Origin of the sequence: Hyphomicrobium sp. D-2 (genome assembly GCF_029872155.1) — a bacterium.
Classification (GTDB): domain Bacteria; phylum Pseudomonadota; class Alphaproteobacteria; order Rhizobiales; family Hyphomicrobiaceae; genus Hyphomicrobium_A.
The window spans coordinates 326,991-340,756 of record NZ_JARXLA010000003.1 but is presented as its reverse complement, the minus strand read 5'-3'; the positions used below and the strand labels follow the sequence as shown (position 1 = coordinate 340,756).

Below are 13,766 nucleotides of genomic sequence, written 5' to 3'. Positions count from 1 at the left end.
CCCCGCAAACGAGCGGAGCACTGGTTGCAGCGAAACTCCCCGTTCAACCGCCTGCGTTATAGTCGGCGCAGGTTATCCGACATGAGCTGGCCAGCGCTGCGGCTCGACGTGTAACTGCGGTCCGAATAGCTGTTGCCGTAGGACGAGCCGTAGTAGCTGCCGCCACGGCTCTCGTAGTTGGCGACCTTGCTCTTTGATCCGCTGCCGCGCTTGGACTTCGCAGACTTCCGCGACTTGGATGTCGATTTCTTCTCGACCTTCGCGCCAGACTTTTCCGCTTTGCTGCTGTCGTCCTGCTTCTTCGACGAACTCTTGCTCGCCTCAGGCTTTGGTGTGTCGGCGTAGACAGCGGCTGCGATGCGCGCCTTGTCAGACTTCTTGGCAGATTTTGCAGCCGACTTCGACTTTGCTTCGGCCTTATCTGAGGTGGCTACCGACTTCACGGCTTGCGATTTGTCTGCAACGGGCGGTGTTGCGATCGACGCCGTCACGAGATCCTGCGACAGACGCACCGGACCATCGACAACGCCATCCTCATCCCACTCGGCACGGTTGGCCTTACCCAGGCTGTGCTCCGAACCGAGCGAGCTTGCAGCGCTGCGCACAGCGCGGCTCTGGGTGCGGAAACCACCGAAAGCCAGAGGCGTATTCGGTGCAGAATAGGCAACTGTCGTGATGCGGCCGATAGCTTGCGGCGCTTCGGCAACGAGCAGACGCGCGGAACCAACCGTCTGGCCTGCGAACGCATTCGCAGTCGTGACCGGCGCGAACGGCGAACCGGTCGTGGCCTTGAACGCCATCACAACAGCCATGCCGCGATGCGCATCGGTGATGCTTGCATACTGGCCAATGTCGCCGGGAACCGGATCATAGTTACGGTTCTTTTTGTAGCGCGCTTCGTGCGCTTCTGGCGCCTTGACGACTTTCATCTTGAGCTTTGCAACGCCCTGCCCGGCGAAGCCGAGTTTTTCAGCAGCGGCGCGAGAAAGATCAAGCGTGCGATTACCCCAATAGGGCCCGGCGTTGTTCACGCGAACAACAAGCGCGCGCTTGTTGTTGGGATTCCAGACCAGCAACGTGGTGCCGTCAGGATAAACCGGGCTTGCGGTGTTATCGGGACGATCGGGATGGAAACGCTCACCCGACGATGTCAGACCGCAAGGGTTGTAGCGATCCTTCTTACAGTCGTCATAGTGAGAGGCGACAACTGATTGCTCTTTACCGACGAGTGCTTCGGTTTCCGCGATCGTCTTCACGCGATGGCACTTGCCAACGAAGCAATAGGTCTTACCCGGCGTCTTCGCCTCGGCTGACGATATGACGGTTGCAGGAATGGCCATCGCAGTGATCGCCGGTGCGATCGAGGCGATGCACACAAGGCGAATTCGCTTCGCCCAGGTGGACGTACTCCACGCCATTGCAGAACTCCGTATCTGTTTATCCGTTCGCCGCGAGAACGGGTCGCAGAACACGTGAGTTCTACCTCCACACCCCCCGGAGCGGCACTGTCGGAACAGCAGGAAGCGGAAATACGATGGCGAATCACTAGTTAATGCGGTCAGTGCGACGCAAGGCCGCTACTTTTAAACCATTCCACGACTGTTGAGCTGCGCCAGCAAACCCTGTTTTGCGCGCTCCAGCATTTCAGAATCTGTAGATCGCAGAACAAGTTGCGTGGAGATCACTCCATCGGCAAACGATGGATAGCTGCCCATAGCAACATCGGGAAATGCTTGTTGATGCGCAGCGAACAGATCAGCAACATCACCTTCGGGCCGCGAAAGTTTGATCGTTGCGGTTAACATTTTCGCGCCTGTGCGCAGTCTCACCGTCACGTCATCGAGCATCACCTGCATCACATCCGGCACGCCCGCGAGCACGATGACATTGTCGATCATGAAGCCCGGAGCGACTGAAACAGGATTGGCGATAAGTTCTGCGCCATGGGGAATGCGCGCCATGCGCATGCGCGCTGGCGTCGACGTAACGCCGCGACGGACGAAGTAAGCTTCCAGCAGTTCCACCGCGCGCGGGTCGTGATCGATCGGCACGCCTAGCGCCTTTGCAATTGCATCAGCTGTTATGTCGTCGTGCGTCGGGCCTATGCCGCCGGTGGTGATGAGATACGTGTAGCGCGCGCGCAGAGCATTCACGGCATCAACGATATCGCGCTCATCATCGGCCACTACGCGCACTTCGCGCAGACGAATACCGATGCTGGTCATGTGGGCTGCGATGTAGTTGATATTGCGATCCGGCGTGCGGCCGGACAGAATTTCGTCGCCGATCACCAGCACCGCCGCTGTGACGGTTTCCTCGCCGCTCAAAGCTTCTCTCCGTGGCATTGCATCGGCCTAACCGGCCGCCGATAGAAGCACCATCTTAGCATTTAGGCTGCGCCCATGCGATTCACCTCTGCCCTTGTCCGCGCCCGTCTCGAGCGCCGTTACAAGCGCTTTCTGGCCGATGTTGTGTTCGATGACGGCGGGCGGGCCACGGTTGCGTGCCCCAACACCGGCTCACTGCTCGGGTTGCAGGCGCCCGGTTCCGTGGTGTGGCTGTCGCGCAGCGATGCTGCAACGCGCAAATATCCCCACACCTGGGAGATGATTGAAGACGATCTGGGTGATGGACCGACGCTGGTTGGCATCAATCCCATGCATCCCAATCGGCTCGTCGCGGAGGCGCTGGCAAATGGCGCCATCGAGCCCCTGAGTGGCTATGAAACCGTGCGGCCTGAAGTGAAGTATGGCGACGAGAAAAGCCGCATCGATTTCCTGCTTGAGGATGACGCGAAGGGCCTGTGCTATGTCGAGGTGAAGAACGTCCACCTCATGCGCGCCTCCGGCCACGCCGAATTTCCAGATTGCTCGACGGCGCGCGGCGCCAAACACCTGCGCGAGTTGTCGGCCATGGTTGCACAAGGCCACCGCGCCGTGATGCTGTACTTGATCCAGCGCGCCGACGCGCAGCGCTTTTCGATCTGCTCCGAGTTTGATCCCGCCTATGCGGAAGCATTCCGCACCGCCACAGCGGCCGGTGTGGAAGCAGTCGCCTACAACTGCAGGCTTTCCACTGAGGAAATCGTGCTGGACCGCCTCGTCCCTTTCATGGATTAAGAGATACGGCTTCGGCCACGGCGCTACGCGAACTGAAACTCTCCAGCACGCAGACGGATGCAGCGTGACAAAATCGAAATCCAAATTCGAAATCGAAAAGACGCCCGAGGAATGGCGGCGCGAACTTGATCCGGAGCAGTTCCGTATTCTGCGCGAACATGGCACCGAACGCGCCGGCACAAGCCCCCTCGACGCCAACTTCGATGAAGGCACGTATGTGTGCGTCGGATGCGGGCATCCGCTGTTTGCCTCCGAGACGAAATTCAACGCCGGATGCGGCTGGCCCAGCTTCTATCGCCCACTCGGTAACGCCGTCGGCGACAGCGTCGATCGCCGCTATTTCATGGTGCGCACGGAAATCCATTGCCGCCGCTGCGGTGGCCACCTGGGGCATGTGTTCCGCGACGGCCCTGAGCCTACCGGACTGCGTTTCTGCATCAACGGCGTCGCCCTGAAGTTCATCCCGTCTGAATCAGAGCGCGATAAGGCATAGGCCCGGCAGCGCATGCTGCCGAGCCCACCGTTCTTACGTTCGGGATTTTCTACTGACGGCGTCCGAATGACACCGCATAGCTTTCAGTGCGCATTGGCAGGATCTTATCGTTAGGCGATGGTTCAATCCCGTCGGCCACGACGTTCGGATCAAACACGCCCGCATCGCACGTCGCCTCTGGCTCCAGCCCGCTGATCGTGATCGTTCCCATCTTCACGCTCTTGCGATCGGCAGGCCATTCTGCGGTCGGATCGTCGTCCTGATCCCCCGGCTGGCCAAGAACTGCAAACAGTTCATAGCTGGCGGGCCCTTTGGCAAGCCGCTGCTCCAGCTCCTTGCGATAGAAATCGGTGCCGCTTTCTTTGGCTGCCTCATCGTCAAGCCCGACAAAGCCGCCAACCGGCACCGCCTTCCACTTCACCGCCTGGCGTTGCCCATCACTGTTGGTGAGATAGAACGTGTGCACGCCGAAGTAATCGGCCGTCCCGTAGCTGGCCGGCACCTGCCGCGCCATCAAGTATTTCTTCTGCCCTGTCGATTCCGGATTGGCCGCGAAGTAGGCAGCAACTTTCTCTTTGTCCTTAGACGCTACAGCCGTCAGCATCTCAAGAAACTGATCCGGATTTTTGGCCGGGAACACAGGCGCGGTGATCATCAGCAGATCGCTGACGCTGCCGTCCGGCAAATTGAAATGCAGCGCGATGGCCCGGACGTTATCTTTCTGGCCGTCCGATGCAGCAGGATTGCCGCCGCCGAGGGAATACCGGCCGATGAGCGGCACAGACGCCGAAAACTGCGGCGCCTTGCTAAGCGTTGCGGCATCGGTTGTCGGCTTGAAGTCTCCTTTCACGCAAATGCCCTTCGCGTGAGAGGCGCGCGTTTTTTCATGCGCACCGAATATTTTGTTCAATACATCAACGAGTTGTTCGCCCGTAGCCGGCTCCGCTACAGCAGCATTCCCCAGCAGCGCCAGCGCCGCAACGCCCGCACCCAACACCCGAAAAGCACCCATGAATGGCTCCATCACTTGGCTGCACCCCAGCACAGCCTCCCCTGAATGAGAGCTTTTCGCCGCGAACGGGCAGTTTGTAACACTGCTCAAACCAAAGAGGTATACAAAATGCCTCTTTACGGGCAGTATGACCCCAGTTCATTCGCGACGCTGGCTCACATTTGAGCCATACGCCCTTCTTCAGCGCCCGGATAGTAACAACTGTGTAACCCGAACGGAATTGTGTGCGGGCACTGTGCGCGAGCTATATCGGAGAGCGATATTGAATCCATGACTTGCAAAAATGACGTTCCACGGTGCGCATCAAGCACAACTGAAATTATAACGCCGTCACCTTCGTCGGTGCTTCCCGGACGCGGAACAAATACCGGCTCGCCGGGATAGCATCCGTCTACGAACCAACGCGCGACCGCACCGGTTTCCAAATCAATGCGAACGATGCTGTCGAGAAAAAGGCCATCGGGCGTGCGGCCATTGCCCCACATATAACGATAGTCCTTGCCCGCACAGCGATCATAGTCGACCCGCGGCAGTTCCAGCATGCCACTTGCAAGTGATGCGGCTGTGACAGTTCCATTATCCCCCAGCGGCACCGTGAAACGTGTCGGCTGGCCGGTAGCAGTCACCGGTTCGCCTGCACGCAGCCGCGAAAGATAAAGCTGATCGATGATGGCAGCGTCCGGATAGACAACCGCATCGATCTTCAGCTCACCGTCCGCTTCAAACGCATTTATGTGATGGAAGGCGAACGCGGCCTCAGCCGTGTGCGAAATAACATGGCGGCCGCTGTCCTTGTCGAACACGTGGAAGCGCAGCCCGCGCTCCGGCAACCAGCGATAGTTGCGGATGAACGGCGACAGGTTCAGCATCATTCGCAGCGGATCGACCACCAACGGAAATTCCGTCAGGATCAGATACCGCTCGGTCATCGCGAACGAGTGCATGTAGGATGGCTTATCGACCTCCATCGTCGCCACCACGCGCTGTGCCGAGCCATCATCGGGGATGGCGAACAGGCGATATTGGGAGCGACGGCCAAACTCGACCACATAGCTGTAGCGACACCGGCGCCCAGCATCGTGATGGGGATGGGCGATTGAAATCATCCCGCCCACCTCGGCGCTCATCGGATGATGGCCAAGCACCGCCAGCGTTTCCAGATCGAACCGGACCGGCAGCAGCGTTTCCGTCAACGCCACCGGCTCGCCGCCGAAACTGTCAATGTTGACGTTGCCATTGTCAGTAAATCGGGGCGAAAAAACCGAAGCGACGCGCTGGAATAACGTGCGACACGGATCGGTTGCAAAACCGCCGTCAGCCAGCGCGCCCCGATCCATTGAGCGCTTGAAAGTGTCTGAGCGCAAAAACCGATTGGAATAGGCGACCTCGCCATCGGCAAAACTGAACCGATGCAACATCGCCAGACCATCAAACCAATGGTTGACGCTTGTCCCGCCAATATCGAATTTCGCAGGCCCCGTCCGCAGCAGCGTGCCGCGCAGCCACGGTGGAAATGTGCCTTTCACGGGCAGTCGCGCGACGGTCGTCTCGACATCGAGATCCGAAAATCCGCGAACAAATGATGTGCGATCTGAGCCAGCCATGCGGCAACCCTGACACACAAAGGCAAAGGAATGCTCAAAACCGGGCCAAGCGGTCGCATTATAGCGGATTGAGTTGCATGGCAATTGCGTAACCCGCCCAGACAGCGAGCAAGCACAGCAACACCGAAGCGGCAACATATCCGCCCGCTGCCAGCCACTGGCCCTCCTGCATGAGCACCATCGTCTGTAGGCTGAAAGCGGAAAATGTCGTGAAGCCACCGCACAGACCAACCGTCACGAAAGCGCGGAAATCCGGCTCAACGACAAAGCGCCCTTCAGGCACCGTCATCGCAACGAACAATCCGATGACAAACGAACCGATGATGTTGATCAGCAGCGTGCCCCACGGAAACGTCTCGCCGAACAACCGCGCACCTACGCCGGTCAGCCAGAAACGCGCCATTCCGCCCAGCGCACTGCCCAACGCTACCCATAAATATGCCTGCACGAACGTCTCCTATTCCACGCCATGGCGACATGGACTTACGCGCAAAAGGTCGCTTGCGCGGATCGGTGTCCGACATGCTCGCCGCAGTTCTTCCGGTCAAGAGGAGATTGCGCGTTCTAGAGTGCTTCCGGAAAAGTGGGAGCCGATTTTCCGACAGGAAGCACGGCAAACAAACACCTAGAGCCTTTCAGCGTTTCGTTGAAACGCTGAAAGGCTCTAGGGAGTGATCGTGGCAGCGACACATCCCATACAGGTGGTCACCTGGCGACTTACATATCGATGCCGGAGCGCAACCGCCACGGCCGCGCGCTCCGACACCATCTACCCCACCTGAGTTATGCGGCCACGTTTCGCTGATGCGCCAACACCTGATCGGCCAGCCTGCCAGTCAACTCCGCCATATGATCGAAGCGGGCCGTGTAGGTGCCGACGCCCGACGTCGCCGAGCGCAGATCGACAATCAGCCCTTCCATTTCGGACGCCGGCATCTGCGCCTGCACGACATCCCAGCCGGCCCAGCCTTCGCGGCTATCGAAACCGAGTATTTGCCCGCGCCGTTGCGAGATGATGCCATTGACACGCGCCGTCGCCTCATTCGGCACCGCGATGTTCACCTCCATCACCGGTTCCAGCAACACCGGCGTGCACTTTGGCAATCCCTCATCCATGCCCAAACGCGCTGCCTGCCTGAAAGCCATGTCAGAGGAGTCGACCGAATGGTACGAGCCATCGAGCAGCGTCACCGCGACGTCGACCACCGGAAAACCCAGCGGACCGTGCTGCAGATAATCCTTCACGCCGATTTCTACCGAAGGAATGAACTGACGCGGCACGACGCCCCCGGTGATCTTTTCGTTGAATGCAAATCCAGCACCGCGCGGCAGTGGCGATATCTCCAGCACCACATCGCCGAATTGACCGTGGCCACCCGACTGCTTCTTGTGCCGACCGCGCACCTGCGTGGCAACGCGGATCGTCTCCTTATACGGAATCTGCCGCTGCTGACGTTCAACCGCGATGCCATACTTGCGCTGCAGCCGTTCCAGCGTCACGCGCAGGTGCATCTCGCCCTGCCCCAGCAGCAACATCTGGTGGGTATCGCCATTGCTCTCGACGACAAGCGATGGATCTTCTTCCTGCAGTTTTGCCAACGCGGCGGTGAGTTTCACTTCGTCCTTGCGGTCCTTCAAACCCAGGCCAACCGCAAACACCGCTTCCGGTGCAACCGGACTGAACACCTGCGCACCGGCAATCCTGTCAGTGCTTATCGTCTGACCGGTTTGCACGCTTTCCAGTCGACCGAACGCGACCGTATCGCCTGCGGCGGCAGGGCCGCGTTTCGCCGCTTCCTCGCCACGTATCGAAAACACACCGGCGATGCGATCGCTACCATCGGGTCCCGTCACCACTGTGCCATCGGCAAATTCGCCCTTTAACACGCGGGCCACGGACAGCTTGCCGCCATGCTGCGTATGCAGCGTCTTGAAAACGCATGCCGCGGATGTTGCGTCTTCCACGCCGAGCCGCTGGGCTGTCCTTTCAACGCCAGGCACCTCGTGACGCAACGCTTTCAGCAACCGGAAAATGCCGTGCTGATCCTTCGCCGATCCAAGAAAAACCGGACAAATTACGCCATCGCGGAATTCCTGCGTCAGATCGGTGAACACGCGATCGCGCGGCGTCGGAACATCGGACAGCAACTGCTCCATTAGCTCATCGTCGTGATCGGCAAGCTGCTCCAGCATCTGAAAACGCGCCTGCTGCTCGCGCTCGCTCAGGCTTGCCGGCAACTCCACGATTTCCGAAGGCGCATCGACCCGATAGACAAACGCGCGTTCGGAAGCCAGATCGACAAAGCCGTTCACCGCGCCGTTTTCCCAGATCGGAATCTGCCGCAACACCAGCGGCCGTGTACTGGCAGGCTGCAGCATGGGAATGAGATCACGCAGCGGAACTGTCGTCTCATCGATTTTGTTGAGGAACAGGAAGTGCGGAATGCCGCGGTCCTCAAGCTGCTTCATGATGGTCTGAAGCGCCGGAACGCGGCGCGCGTCAGCCTCGCACACGACAACGGCCGCGTCGCACACTGTCAATGCAGCACAGCCTTCGTGTTGGAACTCAACTGATCCAGGACAATCGAGAAATGTGAAGCTGTCATCCAGGAAAGTGGTGTCGGCGACATTCAGCGACACGCTCATTCCGTGTTCGCGCGCCTCTGGACTGCCATCCCCGACCGACGTTTTCGCCGTGACGCTTCCGGCGCGCGGAATGGCACCGGTGCGTGCCAGTATCGCTTCAAGAAGGGATGTCTTGCCGCTGAGGTAAGGGCCGATCAATGCGATGCAGCGGGGACCGGTTCCGCCATGCGCTTTCGCATGACCATCGGCCACACCGCAACGACTGGAAACTTCGGACTGTGCCATTCGCTTCCTCCTTCGGTTGGAGGCGCACGCAACCGCTCTCGGCCGCACGCCTCGCGCCTCTCGGAGGAGCGCGACAGAACTCAATGTTGATCCTTCGTTGGCGCCAGCGCAAGCCTTCGATAGCTGGCGCCGCATTTCATCCCGGCTTTGAAAAACGTTGACGGATGACAGTCATATTTTTGCAATGCAGCGCTTGCAGCGCGAAAAACTGAATGCGTTTTCATTCGCATCAGCACAACCGAAATAGCTTGCTCTGCCCGATATTTGGGCCATTATAAATATATCGGTTCGATAGCTTATTATCGAAGTGAACCGGATCTGAGCGACACGCGTTACACGTGTCGAAGCTGAAGTCGGAATGAGGCGTGCGATGGGTATGAAATCGCTGATGTCTGCAGCCCACGCGGCGGGATACGCAATGGCCGCTGAAGACATGGCAACCGATGATCTGAACCGCACACAGGCAAAGGTTGCCCGTGTACCTTCAACTGCACTTGTTGTGGTGCCAACAACGCAGCGCAGCTTGCTGGCCAGCACCCAGCGTTCGCTGCGTCGTCTGTGGCTTCGCGCCCTTACGGTTGAGTTCGTTGGACACCGCGGTGCAGCCGCCTGATTGGTGCGGCGCACAAGTGGGGTCGTAATACGATCCAGTTGACGATCTGACGAGTAACTGGCGGGTGGGCAAGAGATTAAGCAGCCACCCCTCGAAATGACGACGCTGGGAAGTGTACGACGGTGAAAATGGCAACGGCGCATCCGCAGGGACGCGCCGTTTTTTAGTATCCGATTTTGCCCCGTTCGGAGTGGGCAGTCGCGGTTGCCGTCACCCCTTGCCAATCAGCCAGCTCAGAGCGAGCCCCGCCAGAGCGAGAAAAAGACCGACGCGCCAGAAGCGGCAGGATGAGCATTTAGAGCCCACCTTCGCCCCGTCGGAGCAGCCAAGCCGGGGCGCGGCGGAACATTTCTTGTCCATTGCCTCGCCCCGCCCCTTTCAAACCCGGTCCCTGATCGCTTCGAGATCCATCAGGCAGCGTGCAATCTCGGCCGCATCAAAAGACCAGAGCCGCATCGCAATCCGATAGAAAAGCGATGCTCAAGCCCTAGCGCAGGTTACCGCAGAACCGCTGAATGCGGCGGCAGGCTTCCTCAAGCACATCCTTTGATGTTGCATAGGAAACGCGGAATGCCGGCGAAAACGCGAACGCTGCGCCATGCACAACAGCAACGCCTTCCTCTTCCAGCAAGGCGGTGGCGAAGTCTTCGTCGGTTTCGATCTTCTTGCCCGACGCGCTCGTCTTGCCGATCACGCCGGCGCAGCTCGGATAAACGTAGAACGCGCCTTCCGGCTTCGGACAGGTGATGCCCGACGCCTGATTGAGCATCGACACCACCAGATCACGGCGCTCAACGAACTTGGCGTTGTTGGCGGCGATGAAGTCCTGCGGACCATCCAGCGCTTCAACAGCGGCAGCCTGCGTGATCGAGCACGGGTTTGACGTCGATTGCGACTGCAGCTTGCGCATCGCATTGATGAGCTGCACCGGGCCGCCGGCATAACCAAGCCGCCAGCCGGTCATGCAATAGGCCTTCGACAGACCGTTGATCGTCAGCGTGCGGTCGAACAGCTGCGGCTCGACAGCGGCGATGGTGTGAAACTCAAGGCCATCATAGAGCAGGTGCTCATAGATATCGTCGGTCATGATCCAGACGTGCGGATGCTTCAGCAGCACGTCCGTCAGCGCCTTGATCTCATCGCGTGAGTAAGCAGCGCCAGATGGGTTCGACGGCGAGTTGAAGATCAGCCACTTCGTCTTGGGGGTGATCGCAGCTTCCAGCGCAGCGGGCGTCAGGCGATAGCCGTCTTCCAGCTTCGTCTCGACGAACACCGGCTTGGCGTCGGCCAGCATGACGATGTCCGCATACGAGACCCAGCACGGTGCCGGCAGGATCACTTCATCGCCCTGGTTAAGGGTCGCCATCAGCGCATTATAGATGACCTGCTTGCCACCGGTGCCGACGGAGATCTGCTCCGGCTTGTATTCCAGGCCGTTCTCGCGCTTGAACTTGCGCACGATCGCGGCCTTCAGCGCCGGCGTGCCGTCAACGTCTGTATACTTCGTCTGTCCATCGGCCAGCGCCTTGACGGCAGCCTGCTTGATGTTCTCCGGCGTATCGAAATCCGGCTCACCCGCTGAAAGAGAGATGACGTCCCGGCCAGCGGCTTTCAGTTCCCGGGCCTTCGTCGTCACCGCAATGGTCGCCGATGGCTGGATGCGATTCAAACTGTCGGCGATGAAGCCCATGGTCGAAAGCCTTTCGGATGATCGTTAGGATGCTCGTTTGGATGGTCGATATGTTGCAATGCGGCGGGGACACTATCCGCACGCCGCTACGACTTCAATACATCCACTTGGCCTATACGGCCCCGAAGGCCGCGACCAAAACGATGGGTCATTGGGGAGCGGGCGGCGGCGGGTGCGGGCGTGGTCGGCATGCCACATCCCCACATCAGAACCCGCGTTGAGAAGAAATACACCTCAATCGCCATAATGTGACCCCAACGCTGCCATGAACGGGGCTAGCATTGGCGGGCATGCAGATGCAGGGCGGCTACGTGAGCCAGCAAGGGTCGGGAAGCTGAGATGTCCGGAGCTGGAACGTTCAGACTTTTGGGGCGCACCGTGGCCGACATTGGCTTCGGCCTCGTACTATTTGCCACCCTCGCTTTTGCAGTCGCCACCTACAATCACGATCGGGAATATCAATACAGCCTGTCTGGCCTGCTGGCTGCGGCACCGAGCACGGGCGACCTCATGAAATTCTCCCTGGACGATAGCCCACTGATTGCGGCCGCGGTTGTCGCGACCGCAATCCCTGTTCCTCAGGAGGCTATGTCAGGGCCCCGTCCCATTCCGCAAAGTCTGGCGGTTAGCCTGCTGGCCGGGATTGTTTCGTTAATCGTTGCCCTCAATCTGGCCTTCTTTCGTCATCTGCGGCGAGCCTATGTTAACCCAGCTGCAATGGCAGAACCGGCGGGAGCAGGCGTGAAAGCCCCATTTCCTGCGGGGGACTTGAAGACCGACGCTCCACCCCTAACATTTCGGTAATGGTGGGTTGGTCTAGTAATCTTGCGCACTGGGCAGGAGCGGCTAATCTGTCTGCTTCGGCCTCGTACCCGAGTTAGGCGCGAAATGCATATAAAGCTGAAAACGGAACAGCGGAGCTGACCATGGGCACTGGCGCAATCCGAAAAGCGCTTCCGATCGCGGTTTTGGCTTCCGCCGCCACCGGCCTAGGTGCCGCAGCGGTGTCGATAGGCAATGGTGAAGGCGTGGTGGCGCGTGGCTTCCAGACCGCCATCGCGGATATGGATGTGCAAACGGCTTCTGCTGCACGGGTCAGCCCGGTGGTGGCAGGTACGGAAGACTTCTGGCTGTCGAATGTTGCGCATGTCAGCGCTCTCGACGCCAAACCGGTATCGATCGGCGATCGCATCACCATCTCGGCCAACGGGCACGATCGCGTGTTGAACGTCGTGACCGTCGACCGCGTCATCGACAATAATGTGGTGCCTGTTTCGTCGGCTGGCCGTCCAACCCCGCTTCTGCTGGTGACCTGCCGGGATGAAAGCAACCCCCGTGCGCTCCCCGTCCGCTTCGTGATCGAGGCAGGCCAGGAGATGCCGGATGTGTCGTCAACGGCCAAGACCATCCGCACGCTTTGATCTCAGGGCTGAGGAGCGATCCTCTCGACCATACAGAAATCCATTCAACGCCGGCCTTCGCGCCGGCGTTTTGTTTTTGAGACTTTTTTGCACCGGCGACACCCCTCCGGGGAGCCGGCCGCCGGTGATTATCCTTTGCACCGGCGACACCCCTCCGGGGAACCAGCCGCCGGTGTTGTGTCCTTTCGCACCGGCGCCCCTGCGGGGAACAACCAGCCGCCGGTGATTATCCCTTGCGCCGCCGACGGCGTCCGGTCGTACCGGTATGATCTCAATCGCGTCGTCGACCTTAATGCCGAGATCCGTATCGCAGGCCGCACCGCACCGGGCGCCCGAGTCTCGAGATGGATAAGCCAAGGATGACGCATCAGGAGCATTTCGCGAGGTGGCGAATTCCGTGCTAAGGAGCCGCCAGCTGTTTCCCCGAGATGGAAGCACCGTGTTCGGGTCAGCAAACTGAACCAATTGACTGGAGCAAGATGAAAGCCTTCAAGAACCCGAATTTCAACGACCGGCAGGCCACATCCGTAGCCGCCAAAAGCGCCGCGTTGGCGCGATTCCGCGCACGAGCAGAAGACCCGGCAGTCGCTGAACAAAGGGCGGCGCGTGCCCTGGCGGCGGCCGAACGGCAGAAGCTAGCCGCCGAGCGGGCAGAGGCACGCCGCGTCGAACAGGAGCGGCAAGCAGCACAAGTTGCGGCCGATGAACTGGCCGCGCGCCTAGAGAACGAAGCGCGCCTGGCGCGGGAAATCGACGAGCAGGTTGAGCTTGAGACGCAGCGCAAGAAGGATCGCGACGCGCGCTACGCCGCCCGCAAGGCTCGCAAGGCGGGCTAAAGCCTGCACAATTTCGGAATGCGGAGGCCGGGCGATCATCGATTGCCCGGCCTCGCCGTCTTCACGGACCCTTGCAGGGTCATACGAGCAAGCAGCGACAGAATGTC

13 protein-coding genes are annotated in these 13,766 nt (G+C 59.7%); 6 read left to right on the top strand and 7 right to left on the bottom strand.

Annotated features, from left to right (window positions below; translation table 11 throughout):
• Positions 1–56 precede the first annotated feature (56 nt).
• Positions 57–1,418, bottom strand: coding sequence for a septal ring lytic transglycosylase RlpA family protein (locus tag QEZ49_RS07480; RefSeq protein WP_280385616.1), 1,362 nt, complete (start codon positions 1,416–1,418; stop codon positions 57–59).
• A gap of 165 nt (positions 1,419–1,583) precedes the next feature.
• Positions 1,584–2,327 (bottom strand): molybdopterin-binding protein, encoded by a 744-nt coding sequence (locus tag QEZ49_RS07475; RefSeq protein ID WP_280385614.1) that lies wholly within the window; start codon positions 2,325–2,327, stop codon positions 1,584–1,586.
• Positions 2,328–2,402: 75 nt separating this feature from the next.
• Here QEZ49_RS07475 and sfsA point away from each other — a divergent pair, with 75 nt between their 5' ends.
• Both sfsA and msrB read left to right on the top strand, forming a co-directional pair.
• The gene (gene sfsA, locus QEZ49_RS07470; RefSeq protein WP_280385612.1) at positions 2,403–3,119 is read left to right on the top strand and encodes a DNA/RNA nuclease SfsA; all 717 of its coding nucleotides are present in this window, start codon (positions 2,403–2,405) and stop codon (positions 3,117–3,119) included.
• A gap of 64 nt (positions 3,120–3,183) precedes the next feature.
• Positions 3,184–3,612 (top strand): peptide-methionine (R)-S-oxide reductase MsrB, encoded by a 429-nt coding sequence (gene msrB, locus QEZ49_RS07465; protein WP_280385610.1) that lies wholly within the window; start codon positions 3,184–3,186, stop codon positions 3,610–3,612.
• A 49-nt stretch (positions 3,613–3,661) separates the two neighbouring features.
• On the opposite strand, the gene QEZ49_RS07460 is transcribed toward msrB, so the two are convergent.
• From QEZ49_RS07460 to QEZ49_RS07445, 4 genes are all read right to left on the bottom strand, one after another.
• On the bottom strand, positions 3,662–4,624 hold the full coding sequence (locus tag QEZ49_RS07460) for a catalase family peroxidase (RefSeq protein WP_280385608.1): 963 nt from the start codon (positions 4,622–4,624) through the stop codon (positions 3,662–3,664).
• A 155-nt stretch (positions 4,625–4,779) separates the two neighbouring features.
• Positions 4,780–6,228, bottom strand: coding sequence for a carotenoid oxygenase family protein (locus QEZ49_RS07455; RefSeq protein WP_280385605.1), 1,449 nt, complete (start codon positions 6,226–6,228; stop codon positions 4,780–4,782).
• Between the two features lie 58 nt (positions 6,229–6,286).
• Complete coding sequence (crcB, locus tag QEZ49_RS07450; RefSeq protein WP_280385603.1) at positions 6,287–6,676, bottom strand: fluoride efflux transporter CrcB; 390 nt, start codon at positions 6,674–6,676, stop codon at positions 6,287–6,289.
• Between the two features lie 335 nt (positions 6,677–7,011).
• Positions 7,012–9,099: an elongation factor G gene (locus QEZ49_RS07445; RefSeq protein WP_280385601.1), complete on the bottom strand. Its 2,088-nt coding sequence runs from the start codon at positions 9,097–9,099 to the stop codon at positions 7,012–7,014.
• A 370-nt stretch (positions 9,100–9,469) separates the two neighbouring features.
• Here QEZ49_RS07445 and QEZ49_RS07440 point away from each other — a divergent pair, with 370 nt between their 5' ends.
• A complete protein-coding gene (locus tag QEZ49_RS07440; RefSeq protein WP_280385599.1) occupies positions 9,470–9,712 on the top strand; it encodes a hypothetical protein in 243 nt (80 codons plus the stop codon).
• Between the two features lie 487 nt (positions 9,713–10,199).
• Here the strand turns inward: QEZ49_RS07440 and QEZ49_RS07435 are convergent, their stop codons facing one another.
• Entirely contained in the window at positions 10,200–11,402 is a 1,203-nt protein-coding gene (locus QEZ49_RS07435; RefSeq protein WP_280385597.1) for a pyridoxal phosphate-dependent aminotransferase, read from the bottom strand.
• Between the two features lie 378 nt (positions 11,403–11,780).
• Here QEZ49_RS07435 and QEZ49_RS07430 point away from each other — a divergent pair, with 378 nt between their 5' ends.
• The 3 genes from QEZ49_RS07430 (at position 11,781) to QEZ49_RS07420 (ending at position 13,659) form a co-directional block, all read left to right on the top strand.
• On the top strand, positions 11,781–12,206 hold the full coding sequence (locus tag QEZ49_RS07430) for a hypothetical protein (protein ID WP_280385595.1): 426 nt from the start codon (positions 11,781–11,783) through the stop codon (positions 12,204–12,206).
• Positions 12,207–12,328: 122 nt separating this feature from the next.
• A complete protein-coding gene (locus QEZ49_RS07425) occupies positions 12,329–12,823 on the top strand; it encodes a hypothetical protein (RefSeq protein WP_280385593.1) in 495 nt (164 codons plus the stop codon).
• A gap of 479 nt (positions 12,824–13,302) precedes the next feature.
• Complete coding sequence (locus tag QEZ49_RS07420; RefSeq protein ID WP_280385591.1) at positions 13,303–13,659, top strand: DUF6481 family protein; 357 nt, start codon at positions 13,303–13,305, stop codon at positions 13,657–13,659.
• The last annotated feature ends 107 nt before the right edge of the window (positions 13,660–13,766 follow it).